Annotated in this window: 20 protein-coding genes and 1 pseudogene; 3 read left to right on the forward strand and 18 right to left on the reverse strand. The window is 66.0% G+C overall.

Annotation, left to right across the window (positions count from 1 at the left end):
* Both Q0R16_RS16575 and Q0R16_RS16580 read left to right on the forward strand, forming a co-directional pair.
* Positions 1-246: pseudogene (locus Q0R16_RS16575) on the forward strand (AMP nucleosidase); the annotation flags it as partial.
* Between the two features lie 48 nt (positions 247-294).
* Complete coding sequence (locus Q0R16_RS16580) at positions 295-594, forward strand: putative quinol monooxygenase (RefSeq protein WP_295638654.1); 300 nt, start codon at positions 295-297, stop codon at positions 592-594.
* Between the two features lie 66 nt (positions 595-660).
* Here Q0R16_RS16580 and Q0R16_RS16585 read toward each other — a convergent pair whose 3' ends face one another.
* From Q0R16_RS16585 to Q0R16_RS16595, 3 genes are all read right to left on the reverse strand, one after another.
* Positions 661-1,506 (reverse strand): DUF4198 domain-containing protein, encoded by an 846-nt coding sequence (locus Q0R16_RS16585; RefSeq protein ID WP_295638657.1) that lies wholly within the window; start codon positions 1,504-1,506, stop codon positions 661-663.
* Between the two features lie 79 nt (positions 1,507-1,585).
* Complete coding sequence (locus Q0R16_RS16590) at positions 1,586-3,070, reverse strand: carotenoid oxygenase family protein (RefSeq protein WP_295638660.1); 1,485 nt, start codon at positions 3,068-3,070, stop codon at positions 1,586-1,588.
* A 35-nt stretch (positions 3,071-3,105) separates the two neighbouring features.
* On the reverse strand, positions 3,106-3,582 hold the full coding sequence (locus Q0R16_RS16595) for a DUF2141 domain-containing protein (RefSeq protein ID WP_295638663.1): 477 nt from the start codon (positions 3,580-3,582) through the stop codon (positions 3,106-3,108).
* A gap of 82 nt (positions 3,583-3,664) precedes the next feature.
* On the opposite strand from Q0R16_RS16595, the gene Q0R16_RS16600 reads away from it, so the two are divergent.
* Positions 3,665-4,525 (forward strand): LytTR family DNA-binding domain-containing protein, encoded by an 861-nt coding sequence (locus Q0R16_RS16600; RefSeq protein WP_295638666.1) that lies wholly within the window; start codon positions 3,665-3,667, stop codon positions 4,523-4,525.
* A gap of 36 nt (positions 4,526-4,561) precedes the next feature.
* Here Q0R16_RS16600 and Q0R16_RS16605 read toward each other — a convergent pair whose 3' ends face one another.
* From Q0R16_RS16605 to ffh, 15 genes are all read right to left on the reverse strand, one after another.
* A complete protein-coding gene (locus tag Q0R16_RS16605) occupies positions 4,562-5,377 on the reverse strand; it encodes an alpha/beta fold hydrolase (RefSeq protein ID WP_295638669.1) in 816 nt (271 codons plus the stop codon).
* A 49-nt stretch (positions 5,378-5,426) separates the two neighbouring features.
* Complete coding sequence (locus Q0R16_RS16610; RefSeq protein ID WP_295638672.1) at positions 5,427-5,885, reverse strand: GFA family protein; 459 nt, start codon at positions 5,883-5,885, stop codon at positions 5,427-5,429.
* A complete protein-coding gene (locus Q0R16_RS16615; RefSeq protein WP_295638675.1) occupies positions 5,886-6,662 on the reverse strand; it encodes a TIGR00266 family protein in 777 nt (258 codons plus the stop codon).
* 59 nt (positions 6,663-6,721) lie between these two features.
* The gene (locus Q0R16_RS16620; protein ID WP_295638679.1) at positions 6,722-7,519 is read right to left on the reverse strand and encodes a sulfite exporter TauE/SafE family protein; all 798 of its coding nucleotides are present in this window, start codon (positions 7,517-7,519) and stop codon (positions 6,722-6,724) included.
* Between the two features lie 142 nt (positions 7,520-7,661).
* Positions 7,662-8,579: a DMT family transporter gene (locus tag Q0R16_RS16625; RefSeq protein ID WP_295638682.1), complete on the reverse strand. Its 918-nt coding sequence runs from the start codon at positions 8,577-8,579 to the stop codon at positions 7,662-7,664.
* Between the two features lie 25 nt (positions 8,580-8,604).
* Entirely contained in the window at positions 8,605-9,636 is a 1,032-nt protein-coding gene (locus Q0R16_RS16630; RefSeq protein WP_295638685.1) for an aspartate-semialdehyde dehydrogenase, read from the reverse strand.
* 86 nt (positions 9,637-9,722) lie between these two features.
* Positions 9,723-11,960: a DPP IV N-terminal domain-containing protein gene (locus tag Q0R16_RS16635; protein ID WP_295638688.1), complete on the reverse strand. Its 2,238-nt coding sequence runs from the start codon at positions 11,958-11,960 to the stop codon at positions 9,723-9,725.
* Positions 11,961-12,071: 111 nt separating this feature from the next.
* Positions 12,072-12,455, reverse strand: a complete 384-nt coding sequence (rplS, locus tag Q0R16_RS16640) for a 50S ribosomal protein L19 (protein ID WP_295638691.1) — start codon at positions 12,453-12,455, stop codon at positions 12,072-12,074.
* 13 nt (positions 12,456-12,468) lie between these two features.
* On the reverse strand, positions 12,469-13,338 hold the full coding sequence (gene trmD, locus Q0R16_RS16645) for a tRNA (guanosine(37)-N1)-methyltransferase TrmD (protein ID WP_295638694.1): 870 nt from the start codon (positions 13,336-13,338) through the stop codon (positions 12,469-12,471).
* A complete protein-coding gene (locus Q0R16_RS16650) occupies positions 13,335-13,640 on the reverse strand; it encodes a hypothetical protein (RefSeq protein ID WP_295638696.1) in 306 nt (101 codons plus the stop codon). The genes trmD and Q0R16_RS16650 overlap by 4 nt, the downstream gene beginning before the upstream one ends.
* Positions 13,641-13,668: 28 nt before the next feature.
* Entirely contained in the window at positions 13,669-14,049 is a 381-nt protein-coding gene (locus tag Q0R16_RS16655) for a type II toxin-antitoxin system VapC family toxin (protein ID WP_295638699.1), read from the reverse strand.
* A complete protein-coding gene (locus Q0R16_RS16660) occupies positions 14,046-14,315 on the reverse strand; it encodes a hypothetical protein (protein ID WP_295638702.1) in 270 nt (89 codons plus the stop codon). Before Q0R16_RS16660 ends, Q0R16_RS16655 begins: the two co-directional genes overlap by 4 nt.
* A gap of 32 nt (positions 14,316-14,347) precedes the next feature.
* Positions 14,348-14,863: a ribosome maturation factor RimM gene (rimM, locus tag Q0R16_RS16665; protein ID WP_295638704.1), complete on the reverse strand. Its 516-nt coding sequence runs from the start codon at positions 14,861-14,863 to the stop codon at positions 14,348-14,350.
* A gap of 5 nt (positions 14,864-14,868) precedes the next feature.
* Positions 14,869-15,351 (reverse strand): 30S ribosomal protein S16, encoded by a 483-nt coding sequence (gene rpsP, locus Q0R16_RS16670; RefSeq protein WP_295638707.1) that lies wholly within the window; start codon positions 15,349-15,351, stop codon positions 14,869-14,871.
* A 42-nt stretch (positions 15,352-15,393) separates the two neighbouring features.
* A complete protein-coding gene (ffh, locus tag Q0R16_RS16675; RefSeq protein ID WP_295638710.1) occupies positions 15,394-16,902 on the reverse strand; it encodes a signal recognition particle protein in 1,509 nt (502 codons plus the stop codon).
* Positions 16,903-16,963 lie beyond the last annotated feature (61 nt).

A 16,963-nucleotide genomic window follows, 5' to 3' on the forward strand; every position in this document is an offset into this window, starting at 1 on the left:
ATGGAATCGGCCACCATTGCCGCGCAAGGCTACCGCTTCCGCGTTCCCTACGGCACGCTGCTGTGCGTGTCGGACAAGCCGCTCCATGGCGAAATCAAGCTGCCAGGCCAGGCGAACCGCTTCTACGAGGAAGCGATCGAATCGCACCTCGCCATCGGCACCACCGCCTGCGAGCTGCTTCGCGCCGAGGGCCCCAGACTGCACAGCCGCAAACTGCGCGCCTTCAACGAACCGCCGTTCCGGTGAGGTTTTTGGAAGCGATCAGAACAAATTCATCAAATGGGAGAGCCAAACATGTCGGTAAAAGTCATCGCATTCGTACCCGTGAAGCCCGGCCAGGAGCAGGCCTTCGAAGCCGCCGCCGCCGTGTGCGCCGCCGCATCGCGCGCCGAACCGGGCGTGCTGCATTACGACTTGTGGCGCGAAGCCGAGGGCGATCGGCGCTACGTGTTCAACGAACTCTATGTCGACCAGGCCGCGGTTGCGGCGCACATGGCATCGGACCACTTCAAAGCCTTCGGCCTCGCCGCGCGCGATTTTGCAGCCGGCCGCCCCGAGATCATCGCCACCACCCCGATCGACGTTGCGGGGTGAAGGCTGGCTGGCGCTGTTTGGCTTGGCGCTGGATTGCAAGCAGGCGGCTGATGGCGAGCGGCGGGCTCACCTCCTGACAGGGTCGGGCCCGCCGAATGTCATGCTGCAAAAGATCGTCTCGTAGTCCGCGCGCGGGTCGGTGATGGGATAGCTCCACACGACATTGGCTTTCCACTGGCCGCCCCGGTCGATCAGGAAAACCACATCGCCATGGCTGTCGCTGACAACGGGCGTGCCGTGCGTCGCGCCCTCGCCAAGGCGTTCGAGCACGACGCTGGCGCCGGGCAGCGGGGCGCCGTGGAACCAGATGCGCAGCCGCAGCGGTTCGCCGGGTTTGAGCGCATAAGGATTGCGCGCGGGGACGATCTCCAGTGTCTGGCCGATCGGCCTCGTGACGCGGGAAGTGGCAACGCGCCCGACCTGGACCAGCACTTTCGCCCGGCGCGAATACAATTCGCGCCCATTCGCTGCGGTCGTCCCGTCGGCCATGCGTTTGGCAAGGGGCAACGCCAGCCCTTCGTGTGCGACGTAAGGGTTGAATTGCGCCGCCGGCAAGTCGCTGAGCGTCTGGTTGCTGGTGAAGGCCAGCATGTGCGTGCCCGGCGCGTGCAGCCTGACCACGGCATCCTGGCGGTCGATCGAAGGCTTGGCGCCGTTCAGCGGCACAATCGTGGCGAGTTGGTCGGTCACGGTATCGGGCCCGAAATCCTGGAACGAGACGATCTTGCGCCATTCGGTCTCCCAGTGTTCGACCGCCGCAGGATCACCGATCAGAATCCTGAGCGGAACGGGCTGCCCCGGCTTTACATGAAACACGGCCGGCTGAAGCCAGAAGTCATGCGCCAGGGCCGGTGTGGCCTGCGCAAGGAAGCCTGCCAGTGCCACGATCAGATTTCGGCGCGCGCTTGCCATTCGAGTCTCCTTTCGATCGGCGGAGGACGCGAACACACGCGCCCTGTCGCCGGGTGCATGCCTACCCCAATTCAGCGCTTCAGGAACCCCGCCAACCAGCGATGAATGTGCCGTGGAAGCTGACGGGAAGCGCCACGTCGGCGCGCCAGGTGCAGACCGGACCTTGTGCGATGTGGCTGGCATCGAAAACATGGAGTTCGGTGGCGCGCGCGATCAGGTTCACGGTGCTGCCGATCAGCCAGGTGCGGCGCGAATCGTGGCGATCGGCGGCCGGCACGAATTCCTCGACAAGGTGGTTCGCGCCGAAGTGGAAGGCATCTTCCTTGCCGGTTTTCCAATCCCACCGGCCCACGCTTTGTGCGAATGGACGCGTGCCGGAATAGCCGCCGACGTGGACGGTCTGCGTGCGCGGCAGGCCGGCAAGGCGCGGGTCGGAGCGCGGAAATTCGGCGGCGATGCCGCTGCTGGTCAGCGACGCTTTGCCATCTGGATGAAGCGCCACCATGTTGAGGATGGGCATCGGACCCGCCTCGAAACGACCTGCGATCAGTTCGCGCGCGGCGCGCTGGCCGAATGCGGGGTCGGATTCGAAACAGCCATCGAAGCGGATCGTGCCATCGCGTTCTTCCCATGCGTCGCCCAGATGGAAGAACGAAAAGGTCGGCAATTCGTAGATCCGCCGCTTCGTCAGATCGGCCTTGCCGATCACCAGCACCTGGGTCCCGAGATCGGGGCGCCAGCTCAGGCTGTCGACGAACGGCAGCGTGAACTTGTCCTGGATCCACGGTTGCAGCACGATCACCAGGTGGCGCGCGGTGGCGGTGAAATCGTGCAGGTAACTTGCGCGCGGCAACGGCACAATCTGTGCGGCTTCGAAATCGCCGCTGGCCGATAACCGCCACACGACGGCCGATCCCCCGTTCAGGCCCAAGTTCCAGATGCGGCCGTCGGGTTCGATCCGCGGATGGGCCAGGAAGGGCATATGCGCCAGATCGGGCTTGAACGTGCGAAATCCCCGCGTGGCCAGCGTATCGGGGTCCATCGCCACGGGCGAGCCCGCCTCCCACAGCGCAAGCAGATCGTTGCCGGCCTTGATCACGCTGGTGTTGGCGGCATTGGTATCGTCATTGCTGGCGATGGCCGCGCCTTCGCCGCCGGGAGTTCCAAAGCCCGGCATGACCATCTTGCCCAGCCTGCTTTCGAGCCGCCGCTTGGGCGTATCGACGAACCGCGCCGCCAGTCGGGTTTCGCTATCGCCGATATGCCAGGCGCGCACCAGGCCATCGCCGTCGAACCAGTGGCCGTTGGCGGTTCCGGCACGGCGGAAGCGGGCGGGGCCGTTGCGGTACAACGTGCCGCGCAGGCCGGCCGGCACTTTGCCGTGGATCGGGCGCAACTGGCGCCGAGCGATGTCATCGAACACATCGGCCACGCCCAGCATCCAGTCTGCGGGCGCCGGCCCGCTTGCGGCGGCGCCTGCGGTGGCGGGGGCGGAGATCAGGCCTGCGGCGGCGGCAGCGAGCCCGCCAACCAGGATTGCGCGTCGATCGAGTGGTTGGGTCATGGCAATTGCCTCCGATGTTGGTTCAGCGACCAGATTCAGCGAATGGCGATGCTGTGGCGATTGGCCCCGGCGGTGACGGTGAAGGCCGCGGCGGCCCATTTTGCGGGCCCGCGGTTGCCCACCGCGTCGTTCGAAAAGGCGAAGGGTTCGGTGGGCATGCCGAACGGGTTGACCGCCATTTTCATATCGCCGTCGATATCGTGAAAGGCCTTGATCGCGTAGCGCCCGGCGGGAAGCCCGGCGAGCGCGGTCTCGACGCTGGTGCCCGTGGCCGGGACCATGGCTGTGCGGACCGGCTTGCCGCCGCCATCGAACGTGGCTTCGCTGTCATAAACCGAAAGCAAGATCGCGCCGGTGGGCGTGGCGATGCCTGTGAAAGCGATTGTGAGCTGGGCCGTGAGCTGGGCCTGGGCAGGTGCGGTTGCAGCCACGGGCGCAGCTTCGGCGCGAACGCATGCTGTCGAGGCAACGAATGCGGCGAGCGCGGCGGTGGCGGCAAGGATCGGGTTCATCGGGCGTTTGCTTTCGGATTGGCGGGGTTGCGATTGCCGCTGTCGCCCTGCTAGGTTCGGTTGTCGCGGGGGATTACGCAGGATGTCCGGTATGCTGCGCGAAGTGCAGGGCAATGCAGTTCACGCTTCGCCAACGGCAGGGCCGGTAGCAGAGCTGACGCAAAAGCCGGCGCCAAGACCGGCAGGCACCAATCCCCGGCGCGGACTGGTCATCGCCACGGTCGCCGGTCTGTTCATGACATTTGTCGGCGCGCTGGGCACCGGCGAAGCACCGTTCTGGACCCGGCTCGGATACTGGATGCTGGTGATGGAAACCGGCGCGCTGATCGGCCTGGGCGCCTCGCTCGGTATCCAGCATTGGGGCCGCTTGCGCGAACGCCCGATGATCGAAGGGGGGCTGATCGCGTTCCTGATCGCCGTGCCGCTGTCGATCGTCGTGGTATCGTCGAACGCGCTGTTCTTTGAAACCAGGTCGGCAGGGATCCTCGATTTCGCGTTCGTGGCGGGCGTCGTGTTCGTGGTGTCGAGTCTGATCACGGCGATCAACTACGCGACAAATCCGGCGGCACCGATCGTCATGGTCGAGTCCGCCACCCGGACCGCAGCCGCTTCGCCATCCGATACCCCGGTGCGCATCATGGCGCGATTGCCCATGCGCTTGCGCCACGCGCGCCTGATCGCGCTCGAAGCCGAAGACCACTATCTGCGGGTGCACACCGATGCCGGGTCCGAACTGATCCTGATGCGTCTGGGGGACGCCATCGCCGAACTCGACGGGCTGGAGGGCAGCCGTACGCATCGTTCATGGTGGGTTGCGCGTGCGGCGGTGACCGATGTGGTGATGGTGGCGGGACGGGTCAGCCTGATCCTGAACGGCGGGCTGACCGCACCGGTCAGCCGGGCCAGCAAGCCGGTTCTGGCCCAGGCGGGCTGGCTGGATTGAGGCCGCGGGCTTTCCATCCACGGCCTCTCGTTGCGCTCACCCCGCCAGGAATTCCACCAGCGCCGCGCCCAGTTCGGGCTTGGTGACCGAGCTCATGTGCGTGCCGGGGATCGTGGCGCGACTGGCACTGGGGAGCGCTTCGGCCAAGCGATCGGCGCTGCCGTTGTCGTTGTCATCGGCACCGCACAGGATCAGCGTGGGCATGGTGATCGCAGCTAGGGCGGCGGGCTGCGTGTCGGCCATCGTGCCCAGCAGCAGGCGGCTGGCGACGGGGTCGGTGCGCATGGTCTTCATGAATTGCTGGCTGAGGTAGGCGGGATCGCCGGGGCGGATCGTGCCAAAGCGGTCGATCACGTCGCGGAAGAACGCGTTGCGCTTCTGCCAGCCGGCCAGCCCTTCGAGGCCCATGCCAGCAAGGACCAGCCGGCGTGGCCTCAGCCCCGCCAGCACCCCGCGCGCGGCGGTGCGCGAACCGAGCGAGAAGCCGACGAGATCGTAGTCGGTGAGTTTCAAGTGCGCGACCAGCGCCTCAAGGTCGCGCACCAGCACGTCGGGCGGGTAGGCGGCCGGATCGTGCGGCGCGGCGCTGGCACCATGCGCGCGCAGATCGGGCATCAGGCATTCGAAGCCGGCAGCGGCCAGTTGCGCAGCGGTGCCGAACTTGATCCAGTTCATCTCGGTCGAGGAAAACAGCCCGTGGAGGAGGATGACAGGGCGGCCTTCACCGATGCGATGCAGCGCAAGCTGTGCGCCTCCAAAACCGGAATATGTCTCCCCGCCCGCTTGCGGGGAGCCGGAGGCGTTCGGCAGGAACAGCGGCCGGGGGGTGGGCTCTTTATCTTTTGACGTCATTGCCGGACCATGCCCACCCCCAACCCCTCCCGCAAGCGGGCGGGGAGATTCACGGCACGTCTTTCCCCACCGCGCTCCAGTGCGCGATCGAGGATTTGCTATCGGTCGTACGCTGGCGCGGCAGCTTGCGGGTGTCGATCCAGGCTTCGTGCAGGCTTTCCACCCCGCCGTGCGCGACGGGCACGAACACCGAAGGATCGTCGAAGCTGCCGACGGTGAGGTCCAGCCCTGTGCCATCGTTGTAGCGAAACCCCAGCGGGGTGCCGCAAGTGGCGCAAAACGGGCGCTGTGCGATGGGGGAGCTGGTGTACCATTCGGGCTGGCCCTGCCACGTTACTGCGCCGTCGGACACGCCGACCATCGCCGCGGCCACGCCGCCGGTGGCGCGCTGGCACATCCGGCAGTGGCACAGGTACGCTTCGTTGCTGGCAAGCTGGGCGCTGTAGCGGACCTTGCCGCACTGGCAGCCGCCGCCGTGCATTGTCGTGTTGGTCGGGGTGGTGCTCATTCAGCTATCGCCCAGCAGGCTGCCGAAGATGCCGCCTACCGCTGCCGCCGCCGCGCCCGCGCCCAGGACCGATCCGCCGCTGAAGTTGCCGCTGCTGCCGCCTTCGCCGCGCGGCAGGTAGCGGCCGATTTCTTCGGCCAGGTTGAGGATCGGCATGGATTGCAACCAGACCTTGCCCGGCCCCTCCAGCGTCGCCAGGAACAGCCCCTCGCCACCGAACAGCACGTTGCGGAAGCCGCGCATCATGCGGATGTCGATCGAGACCGACGGTTCCTGCATGCCGATGTGCCCGGCGTGGACCAGCAACCGTTCACGCGGAGCCAGCACCTTTTCGACCACTTCGCCCGACAGGTCGAGGAACACCGTGCCCGGTCCGGTCACGCGTTGCATCACGAAACCCTCGCCCGCGAAGAACCCGGCGCCCAGCCGCTGCTGGAAAGCGATGTCGAGCGTGACCGACTTTTCGGCGACAAGGAACGTCTCCTTGCGGCAGATCAGTGACTGCCCGGCCGCCAGCGTGACGGGGATGATCTGCCCGGGAAAGCGCGAAGCAAAGGCGATATGCGCGTCGGCTTCGGCGGTGAACTCGGTCACGAACAGCCCACCGCCCGCGATTGCGCGCTTGAGCCCGGCGAACAGCCCGCCGCCGGTGTTGGTGTTCATCGCGACGTTTTCGGTCATCCAGGCCATGCTCGCGGTCTGGCTGTAAAGCGTTTCGCCGCGCGACAAGTCGATCGCCAGCGTCTGCATGGTGGTGCCGTGAAGTTCGTAGCGCATCGCGTTGCCTCCCTTTGAATGCACGCATCATAGCCAGCGCGACGGCGATGCGGAAGGCGCTAGAACGCGCCGAGCAGCTTGGCCCCCGATACCAAAAGCACCGCTGCCAGCGCCGGCCGCAAGTACTTGTCGGGCGCGCGGCTGGACAACAGGCTGCCGATGATCACGCCGGGGATCGATCCGACCAGCAGGTTTACCAGCAGCGATCCGTCCACGTCACCGATGAACCAGTGACCCGCGCCCGCCACCAGCAGCAGTGGCACGGCGTGCACGATATCGGTTCCGACGATCCGCGAGATCGGCAGCTTGGGGTAAAGCATCAGCAGCACCGTGACGCCGATCGCGCCCGCGCCGACCGACGAGATCGACACCAGCACGCCAAGCACGAAGCCCAACACCACCGTAGGCAACAGCGCATTGCGTTCGTAAAGCGGATCCTGGTGCGCAGTCAGGGCGATCAGCTTCTTCTGGAACGCGGTGGCGAATGCGGTCAGCACCAGCATCACACCCAGCACCAGCAGGATCACGTGCTCCGCGGCTTTCGGCGGATTGCCGAGCGCTTGCAGGATCACCAGCGCAATCAGCGCGCCCGGCACGCTGCCCGAAGCCAGCCGGCGAAAAATCTTCCAGTCGACCGTCTCGCGCCAGCCGTGGACCGCCGAGCCGAACATCTTGGTGACGGCAGCATAAAGCAGATCGGTGCCAACCGCGGTCTTGGCATTGATCCCGAACATCAGCACCAGCAACGGGGTCATCAGCGATCCGCCGCCCACCCCGGTCAACCCGACGAGAACCCCCACCAGCAACCCGGCGACGGCGTGCAATGCGTCGAAGTGATCGAACAGGTGCTGGAACAAGCGGCAACTCCCCGGCCCAAAGGCCACGCGATCAAGGTGGCAGTGCGCCACCCGCGCGGCAATCGCTTATAGTACGAAATCTCCACCAACGAGATAGACAAACTTCGGTGCGCGATAGGTGGAGTTCGCGCGCGGAGTTCGGTCAATGCCCCAGGCTGCCCACCAACGCCAGCGCGACCCCCGCAGCCACCAGCAGCAAGCCCGCCGCTTCGCGCAAGGCCAGCGGTTCGCGCAGATAGAAATGCCCGAAGGCGAGCGTGGCGAACACCTCGATCTGGCCCACAACGCGCACCAGCGCGACCGGCGCGGTGGCAAAGCCGGTGAACCAGCACGCCGATCCCAGCGCGGCGAGCAGGCCCACTTGCGCCGATGTGCGCCGGCTGACCCACACCGCGCGCCAGGTTGCCGGCTCACGCCACGCCACCCAGGTTCCGTGCATCATGGTCTGGATCGCCATGACGACCACCAGCGCGACCAGCGCCGCCAACACGTGGTCGGGCGTCGCGATCTGCTGCGTGGCGAGCTTGACCAGCACGCCGGTCAGCGCGAACAGCCCGCCCGAAGCAAGGCCCAGCAGGGCGCCGCGTTGGGTGAGGCTGGCAACAAGGCCGCGCCAGCCCACCCCCCTGCCCGCGGTGCCCAGCACGGTCACCCCGGCCACGCCGACGCCGATGCCCGCCCACACCAGCCAGCCCAGCCGCTCGCCCAGCAGCACGAACGAGACCAGCGCCGCCTGCAACGCCTCGGTCTTGGAAAAGGCGGTGCCGACCACGAACCCGCGATGCCCGAAAGCCGCAATCAGCGCGTTTGTGCCCAGGATTTGCGCGAGCCCGCCCGCCGCTGCGAGCGGCCAGAAGTGCGCCGCCACGCCGGGCAGCGGCTCGTCCCACCACGCGAGATAGGCCCCCAGCAACACCAGCGCGACCGGCGCGCCGAAGGCATAACGCACCAGCCCCGCACCGCTGACGGTCAATTCGGCGCGCAACCGCTGCTGGATCGCGGTGCGCCACGCCTGGAACAGCCCGCCCAGCAGCGCGGCGGGGAGCCAGATCGCGGTCACGCCGGCGCTGATCGAAGCAGCCGCTTCAGCCCTTCTTCAGATGCCGCCGGCCCAGCAGTTCGGCGATCTGCACCGCGTTCAGAGCGGCACCCTTGCGCAAGTTGTCGGATACGCACCAGATCACCAGGCCGTTGTCAACCGTGGGGTCTTCACGCACCCGCGACACGTACGTCGCGCCATCACCGACGCATTCGATCGGGGTGACGTATCCGCCGTCCTCGCGCTTGTCGATCAGCATCACACCGGGCGCCTCGCGCAGCACGTCCTGCGCTTGTTCGGCCGAGATCTCGTTTTCGAATTCGAGGTTGATCGCCTCGGAATGGCCGACGAACACCGGCACGCGCACGCATGTGGCGACGACCTTGATCTTGGGATCGAGGATCTTCTTGGTTTCGACCACCATTTTCCATTCTTCCTTGGTGAAGCCATCATCCAGGAAGTCGTCGATGTGCGGGATCACGTTGAACGCGATCTGCTTGGTGAACACTTGCGGCGGCGAGACTTCGCCGATCGGCATGAACACCGCGCGGGTCTGCTCGAACAGTTCGTCCATGCCCGCCTTGCCCGCGCCCGATGTCGACTGGTAAGTCGACACCACCACGCGCTTGATCTTTGCCAGATCGTGCAAGGGCTTCAACGCCACCACCATCTGCGCGGTCGAGCAGTTGGGGTTGGCGATGATCATCTTGCGCTTGTACCCATCGATCGCGTCGGGGTTCACTTCGGGCACGATCAGCGGCACGTCGGGGTCCATGCGGTAGAACGACGAATTGTCGATCACCACGCAGCCGGCCGCCGCCGCCTTGGGCGCGTATTCCTTGGCTGCGGCAGACCCGGCCGCGAACAGCGCGATATCCCAGCCGGCAAAATCGAAGTGCTCGATATTCTTGCACTTGAGCACCTTGCCGCTCTCGCCGTACTCGATCTCGGTGCCGGTCGAGCGGGGCGATGCCACCGCCGCGATCTCGTCGGCCGGAAATTCACGCTCGGCCAGCACGTTGAGCATTTCGCGCCCGACATTGCCCGTCGCGCCGACCACAACCACACGGTAACCCATATTCAAGTCCTTCTAAGTCTTGGCGGTCCGATAGCCCCATGGGGCGCTGCCGCAAGAAAATTGCACTTTACGATGGTGAACCGCGCCTATTTCGGCGGTGTTACGCCATGCCGCGCCAGGAACGCGAAGATCGTGTCCCACAGATGCGGCCCGATCTTCGGCCCGCCCACGCGATGCGTGTAGCCGGGGTAGAGCATCATCTCGAACGGCACTTCGTTGGCTTGCAGCTTGGCGACCAGCGCGGTCGAATTGTCGAAAACCACGTTGTCGTCGCTCATGCCGTGGACCAGCAGCAGCGGATCGGTAATCTTGGCGGCATCACCGAGCGCATCGGACTTGGCATAGACTTCAGGCACCGCGCGCGGATCGCCCAGGTAACGTTCGGTGTAGTGGGTGTCGTAAAGCCCCCACTTCGTCACCGGCGCGCCCGCAATGCCCGCGGCATAGACGCCCTGGTTGGCTTGCAGCATCTTCAGCGTCATGTAGCCGCCGTAGGACCAGCCGTAGATCGCGATCTTGGCCGGATCGACGAACGGCAAGGTCTTGAGGTAATTCGCCCCGGCAAGCTGGTCGGCCACTTCGACCGTGCCCATCGCGTGGCGGATCTGGCTTTCGTAAGCGACGCCGCGGTTGGCGCTGCCCCGGTTGTCGATCTCGAACCAGATGAAGCCCTTGGCAACAATTGCCTGTTCGAGCGGGCTTGCCCAGCCGCGCGTGACCACTTGCGAATGCGGCCCACCATAGTGCGAAAACAGCACCGGATAGCGCTTGCCCGGCTCCATCGCGGGGGCAATCATCTTCCAGTGGAGCGTGGTGCCGTCGGCAGCCTTGATCGTGCCGAACTGTGCTGGTCGCTGGCTGGCGAGGTAAGGCGCGAGCGGGTGCGCGGTATCGAGCCTGTTCTCCTCGACCCAGGCCAGACGCTGCCCGGCGGCATCCGCCACATAGACTTGCGGCGGCTGCGTGCTCGATGAACGCGTGACCAGCAGTGTCTGCCCGGCCTTGTCCATCGTGGCGGAATGATCGAAGCCAGGTTCGCCCAACAGCTTGATCGCTGCGGGATGCGCCAGGTCGAGCGCGTAAAGCTGCATCGCGAGGGGATCGTCGCGGTTGGCGGTGAAGTAAGCCTTGCCGGCCTTTTCATCCACCCCGACCAGCGCGGAGACCACCCACGGACCCTTGGTCAACTGGTTCCAGCGCCCCTTGGCAAAGCGCCACAGGTGTCCGTGGCCATCGCGTTCGGACCACCAGATCAGGCTGCCGTCCTTCAAGAAGCGGTAGCCGTCGGACAAGTTGATCCAGGTGTTCGGTGCGGCGCTCTCAGTGAACAGCACCTGTGCCTTGCCGGTCTTGGGATCGACCGCGAGCATGTCGAGCCGGGTCTGCGCGCGGTTTTCGCGCTGGACGTAAAGCGTCTTACCGTCGCGCGCCCAGTCGACTCGCGCGAGGTAGATATCGGGATCGGGGCCGAGGTCCACTTGCACGCGCGACTTGCCGTCGGGCGTCACCACCCACAGCGACACCACCGCGTTGGGCGTGCCCGCAGCCGGGTAGCGCTGGTCGAAGGTCTTCGTACCATCGGCGCCGATGGCGGCGCGGGTGACGACGCCGACCGGAGCCTCGTCGAAGCGTTCGACCGCAACGTGGCTGTCATCGGGTGCCCACCAGTGCCCGGTGAAGCGCGCCATTTCTTCTTGCGCGACGAATTCGGCCTCGCCCCAATGGACGGTCGCGGCGGATTCCTCGGGCGTGACGGGCTGCGGAGTGGCACCAAGCGCGCCGACCCACAAGCGCCGGTCACGCACGAACGAGACGTAGCCGCCCCCATGTCCAGTGGCGGGACTCAGCGTTGGGTTGAGTGCGCCGTCTCCCACGCCTTCGATCTGCGTGGTCTTTCCGTCCAGCCCGGCGAGGTAAAGCGCACCATCGAGCGGCACCATCAGCGCCTTGCTGTCGGCCGCCCACGAGTAGCTGACGATGCCCTTGAGGTCGCCGATCCGTTGCCGCTCGCGCTGCATCTTCTCGGCCTCGCTCAGCGCGCGACCGCCGCCGAGCGCGGTGGAATCGACCAGCATCGTCCATTGCCCGCTGGCGCGATCGTAGCCCCACAAGTCGTAGCGCTCGCGATCATCGGCGCGGCTGCGCAGGACGGTCAGCCATTTGCCATCGGGCGACAGCTTGACCCCGCGCGGCACCGGGCCGTTGAGGCTGGGGCTGGCGAACACGCGCGCGATGGTGAGCGGGGTGGCGCTCACCGGCAAAGGCTCCGCTGCCAGCGCAGGCTGGGCGACAATGAGGGCAGCAAGCAGGGCAAGATTTCGCATGGCAAGGTCAGGCTCCCGGTAAGGTCGGAAGAAGGCAAAGAAAAAGGCGTCCCGGCAGGTGAGCCAGGACGCCTTTTGATCGGTTCACACCGCTTTGGGCGGTAAATCCGTTCAGTCCTGGTTGGTCCTGACCACTTTGCGCTCGGCAATACGCGCGCGTTTGCCGGTGCGGCCGCGCAAGTAGTAGAGCTTGGCACGACGCACGACACCGCGGCGGACCACGGTAATGCTTTCGATGTTGGGCGAATACAGCGGGAACACACGCTCCACGCCTTCGCCGAACGACATCTTGCGCACGGTGAAGTTGGAGCCGATGCCCTTGTTCGAGCGCGCGATGCACACGCCTTCATAGGCCTGCACACGAGTGCGTTCGCCTTCGATGACCTTCACGCCCACGCGTACGGTGTCGCCGGGACGGAACGTCGGGATTTCCTTGCCAGCCTTCGCGATCGCCTTGGCAATTTCTTCGGCTTCGATCTGTTCGATGAGGTTCATGGCCTCAATTCCTTCATTCTTCGTGCCGCGCACCAGAGGCAGACTGGCCCCGAGCGCCACGGTGGCGCTCCCAAAGGTCCGGCCTGCGTAGCCGTGTATCATCCTCCGAGCGCGCTTGGCGCCAGGCGGCGATTTTCGCATGATCCCCCGACCGCAGCACTTCAGGGATCGTGCGCCCTTCCCATTCCTGAGGTCGGGTATAGTGCGGGTATTCAAGGAGACCGTTTTCGAACGACTCCTCCATCCCGCTTGAAGCCGCGCCCATTACGCCGGGAAGCAGCCGAATGCAAGCGTCGAGCAGCATCAGCGCGGCCGGCTCGCCGCCCGAAAGCACGATGTCGCCGACCGAGACTTCCTCGATGCCGCGGCCGGCGAAGATGCGTTCATCGAAGCCCTCGAAGCGGCCGCACAGCACGATCACGCCGGGGCCGGCGGCAAGTTCGCGCACGCGCGCCTGGGTGAGCGGTTTGCCGCGCGGCGTCATGGCCAGGACGGGGCGTTCTTGATCCTCCCCGAGCTTGCCTCGGGGAGGGGGACCGTCCGATGGGTGGTGGAGGGGCTGGGCGGCACAAGCCTCGCCCTCAAGCATCACCCCTCCGTCAGTTCCTGCGGAACTGCCACCTCCCCGAGCAAGCTCGGGGAGGACCTGCGCGCGCGCAAAATCCACCGCCGCCGCCAGCACATCGGCGCGCAGGACCATGCCCGCGCCACCGCCGGCCGGCGTATCATCGACCGTGCGGTGCTTGTCCGCCGCGAAATCGCGGATCTGCACGGCCTCGAAGCTCCACTTCCCCTCGGCCAGCGCGCGGCCGGCGAGCGAAATGCCCAGCGGGCCGGGGAACATCTCGGGATAGAGCGTGAGGACGGTGGCGGCGAAGGTCACTCGAAGGTGTGCTCCAATGGCTCGACCGGCGGCTTGGAGCGGGTCATCGCGAGCGAGACCGGCAGGCCGACGGCAATCGCCAGGATCAGGATCACCATCAGCACCGAAGCGATGGCGATCCCCCCCGCACCTTCCCGCACCACCGCGACGAGCGCTATCGACAGCGGAATAAGCGAAGACAGCAGCGCGGCGATGGCAACCCGCATCCTGCGGCGTAGCGCACCGGCCCACATTGCCAGGCCTGCAGACAGGCCCGCAGCCAACGCCGCGACGATCGCCACAACCAGTACCAGGCCAATCATCGCACGGCTCCCTGAATCGACAGCACGCTCACGCCGCCCAGTTCTCCACCACCAACCCCGGCACATCGGCGAAATCGGCCTCGTTGTTGGCCACCACCGTCGCCCCGATGCTCAGCGCATGCGCGGCGAGCAGCCGGTCGAAGCGCGCGCGCTTGAACGGCAGCCGCGCATATTCACGCGCAGCGGCTTCGTCGAAAGGCAAAATCGGAATTACGCGCACGAATTCATCGAGCACCTCTTGGCGCGGCGGCTTGCCGTTCCATGTGCCGAGCGCGACTTCGGCGAAGCTGATTGCCGAAATGCCCAATTCGCCAGCATCGCACGACGCCAGACGCTCATTGAGGCGCGAATCTTTTTCGCCGCCCATCGCATAGATGGCGAGGTCCCAATCGATGAGATATCGGATCACGAAAGTCCGGCAGCCTTCCGCGCGGCAATCGTGCTGGGCCGCTCCTCGAAGTCCTCACGCGGCGCGGGCGTGAAGCCTGGTAGTTTGCCCGCGAACCCGCTGATGTCGATCTTGCGCTTGGGCTGCGGCTTGGCCTTGAGGTGCAACTCGCCGTCCACCCACTCCGCCAGCCATTCCCGGCCGGGCTCGATCCCGAGACCAGCGGGCACCCGGATCGCGACCGAATTGCCCGACTTGAAGCTTTTTGCGGTGTATTCCGTGCCCATCGCCGACCTTTCGTATATACGCGATGTATATACTATTCGACGAAGGCCGCGTCAATCACCAGCCGTTCTGCGTTCCATTCGGGCACCGATTCAAGGCGCATCGGCACCATGAAGCGTTGGACGGGCTTGCCGTCTGCTGCGGGTCGCTCGATCTCGATCACGTCGCCAGCGCCGAAGTTGTCGATCGCGACGCAAGTGCCCAGCGCTTCGCCCGTGGTCGAGACGCAAGGCAAGCCGATCAGGTCGGCGTGATAGTATTCGCCCTCGGCCAGCGTGGGCAGGCTGCTGCGCGGCACGGTCAAAGCCGTTCCGCGCAACGCCTCGGCGGCGTTGCGCGTGGTCACTTCGGCAAAGCGCGCGATGGCCCCGCCCTTGGCGTCATCGCGCAAGCTGCTGACCGTGAGCGAACCCCCAGCGCCGTTGGCGTTGAAGGCGCGGTAACGCTTGAGCCGCGCCACGCCTTCACCGAACAGCTTGAGCCGGACCTCGCCCGTCACGCCATGCGCGCCGGCTACAGCGGCGAGCGTGACGGGGCGATCCGTGGTCAAGAGCCTCAGCCCTCGGCCTGTTCGGCGGGAGCAGCCTCAGCCGATTCTTCCTGGGCCGGAGCTTCTTCAGCAGCGGCTTCAGGCTCGGGGGCCGGACCAGCAGCGGCGGCGGCCGCAGCCTCAGCGGCTTCGCGCGCGGCTTCTTCGGCGTCGGTGATCTTCTTGGCCTTGTCCTCGGCGCGTTCCTTGGCCTTCTTGCCCGGCTCGCCGGCGTTGGGGTTGTGGGTGGCGACGCGTTCCTTGATCCCGGCCTTGTCGAGCATGCGCGCAACACGATCGGTCGGCTGCGCGCCAACGCCCAGCCAGTAACGCACGCGATCTTCGATCAGGCGCACGCGGTTTTCATCGTCCTTGGCCAGCAGCGGGTTGTAAGTGCCGACCTGCTCCAGGTACTTGCCGTCGCGCGGCGAACGGCTGTTCGAGACGACAACCTTGTAATACGGGCGCTTCTTGGAGCCGCCACGCGACAGACGCAGTGCAACAGACATGGTATTATCCTTCTTTCAATGCGAATTTGAAAACCGTGAAATTCATTTTTTCTTGAGCAGATCGTTGATGTTGGCGGGCAGCTTGCCGCCGCCGAGGCCGGGCAATCCGCCCATTCCGCCGCCGCCGCCCATGCCACCGAACGAGCCCCCAAAACCTCCAGCGTCGGGCATGCCGCCGCCGCCCATCCCGCCATCGCCGCCGCCGCCCAGGCCACCTTTGCCGAACATCGCGGCCAAGCCCTTCATGCCGCCCATCTTGCGGATCTGCTTCATCGCCTTGCCCATTTCCTGGTGCATCTTGAGAAGCTTGTTGACGTCCTGCACGTTGGTGCCCGAACCCTTGGCCAGCCGGATCTTGCGCTTGGCGTTGAGCAGTTCGGGGCGTGCGCGCTCGGCCACGGTCATCGAACCGATGATGGCTTCGAGATGCACCAGCACCTTGTCGTTCATGCCGCTGTCGGCCATCGCCGCCTTGGCTTTCTTCATGCCCGGCAGCATTCCGGCGAGCGCGCCGATGCCGCCCATGTTCTGCATCTGCTTGAGCTGGCTGCGCAAGTCGTTCATGTCGAACTGGCCCTTGGCCATCCGCGCGGCCATGCGCTCGGCGTCCTCGACCTGCACCGTCGCCGCGGCGCGTTCGACCAGCCCGACCACGTCGCCCATGCCCAGGATGCGACCCGCGACGCGTTCAGGATGGAACGCCTCGATCGCATCGAGCTTTTCGCCCGTGGCGGCAAACTTGATCGGCTTGCCCGTAACGGCGCGCATCGACAGCGCCGCGCCGCCCCGCGCATCGCCGTCCATGCGGGTGAGCACCACCCCGGTCAGGTCGACTTCGCCGGCGAAGCTCTGCGCGACGTTGACCGCGTCCTGCCCGGTCAGCGCATCGACCACCAGCAAGGTTTCGCGCGGGGCCGAGACAGCGGAAACCGCCTTCATCTCGTCCATCAGCGCCGAGTCGACGTGGAGCCGGCCCGCGGTATCGAGCAGCAGCACGTCGACCGCCTGCAACTTCGCCGCATTGACCGCGCGCGTGGCGATCTCGACCGGCAGCTGGCCCGCGATGATCGGCAGCGTGGCGACTTGCGCCTGCTCGCCCAGCACCTTCAACTGTTCCTGCGCGGCCGGGCGGTTGACGTCGAGCGACGCCATCAGCACCTTCTTGTCGTGCTTTTCGCGCAGCAACTTGCCCAGCTTGGCGGTGGTGGTGGTCTTGCCCGAGCCTTGCAGGCCGACCATCATGATCACCACCGGCGGGGTGGCGGCCAGATCGAGTTCCACGTTCGCGCCGCCGAGCGTTTCGATGAGCGCGTCGTTGACGATCTTGACGACCATCTGCCCCGGCGTGACCGAACGCAGCACGTTCTGGCCGATCGCTTCTTCGGTAACGCGATCGACGAAGCGGCGCACCACCGGCAGCGCGACATCGGCCTCCAGCAGCGCGATCCGCACTTCGCGCATGGCGGCGCGGACATCGTCTTCCTTGAGCGCACCGCGCCCGCGCAGCCGATCGAACACACCGCCGAGCCGATCGGAAAGACTGTCGAACATGGCTTCGCTTCCCTCATCAATCGGCCGCCGTGGCAACCCGTGCTGAACCTGGCGGCTCGAA

Source organism: Novosphingobium sp., assembly GCF_025351285.1.
In the GTDB taxonomy this organism is placed as follows: domain Bacteria; phylum Pseudomonadota; class Alphaproteobacteria; order Sphingomonadales; family Sphingomonadaceae; genus Novosphingobium.

Coding starts and splice junctions, on each gene's coding strand:
- Q0R16_RS16605 (WP_295638669.1), bottom strand. CDS start 5,377: ATGACGTCAAAAGATAAAGAGCCCACCCCCCGGCCGCTGTTCCTGCCG.
- Q0R16_RS16610 (WP_295638672.1), bottom strand. CDS start 5,885: ATGAGCACCACCCCGACCAACACGACAATGCACGGCGGCGGCTGCCAG.
- Q0R16_RS16580 (WP_295638654.1), top strand. CDS start 295: ATGTCGGTAAAAGTCATCGCATTCGTACCCGTGAAGCCCGGCCAGGAG.
- Q0R16_RS16650 (WP_295638696.1), bottom strand. CDS start 13,640: ATGATTGGCCTGGTACTGGTTGTGGCGATCGTCGCGGCGTTGGCTGCG.
- rplS (WP_295638691.1), bottom strand. CDS start 12,455: ATGAACCTCATCGAACAGATCGAAGCCGAAGAAATTGCCAAGGCGATC.
- Q0R16_RS16590 (WP_295638660.1), bottom strand. CDS start 3,070: ATGACCCAACCACTCGATCGACGCGCAATCCTGGTTGGCGGGCTCGCT.
- Q0R16_RS16630 (WP_295638685.1), bottom strand. CDS start 9,636: ATGGGTTACCGTGTGGTTGTGGTCGGCGCGACGGGCAATGTCGGGCGC.
- Q0R16_RS16600 (WP_295638666.1), top strand. CDS start 3,665: ATGTCCGGTATGCTGCGCGAAGTGCAGGGCAATGCAGTTCACGCTTCG.
- rpsP (WP_295638707.1), bottom strand. CDS start 15,351: ATGTCTGTTGCACTGCGTCTGTCGCGTGGCGGCTCCAAGAAGCGCCCG.
- Q0R16_RS16635 (WP_295638688.1), bottom strand. CDS start 11,960: ATGCGAAATCTTGCCCTGCTTGCTGCCCTCATTGTCGCCCAGCCTGCG.
- Q0R16_RS16615 (WP_295638675.1), bottom strand. CDS start 6,662: ATGCGCTACGAACTTCACGGCACCACCATGCAGACGCTGGCGATCGAC.
- ffh (WP_295638710.1), bottom strand. CDS start 16,902: ATGTTCGACAGTCTTTCCGATCGGCTCGGCGGTGTGTTCGATCGGCTG.
- Q0R16_RS16595 (WP_295638663.1), bottom strand. CDS start 3,582: ATGAACCCGATCCTTGCCGCCACCGCCGCGCTCGCCGCATTCGTTGCC.
- Q0R16_RS16660 (WP_295638702.1), bottom strand. CDS start 14,315: ATGGGCACGGAATACACCGCAAAAAGCTTCAAGTCGGGCAATTCGGTC.
- Q0R16_RS16585 (WP_295638657.1), bottom strand. CDS start 1,506: ATGGCAAGCGCGCGCCGAAATCTGATCGTGGCACTGGCAGGCTTCCTT.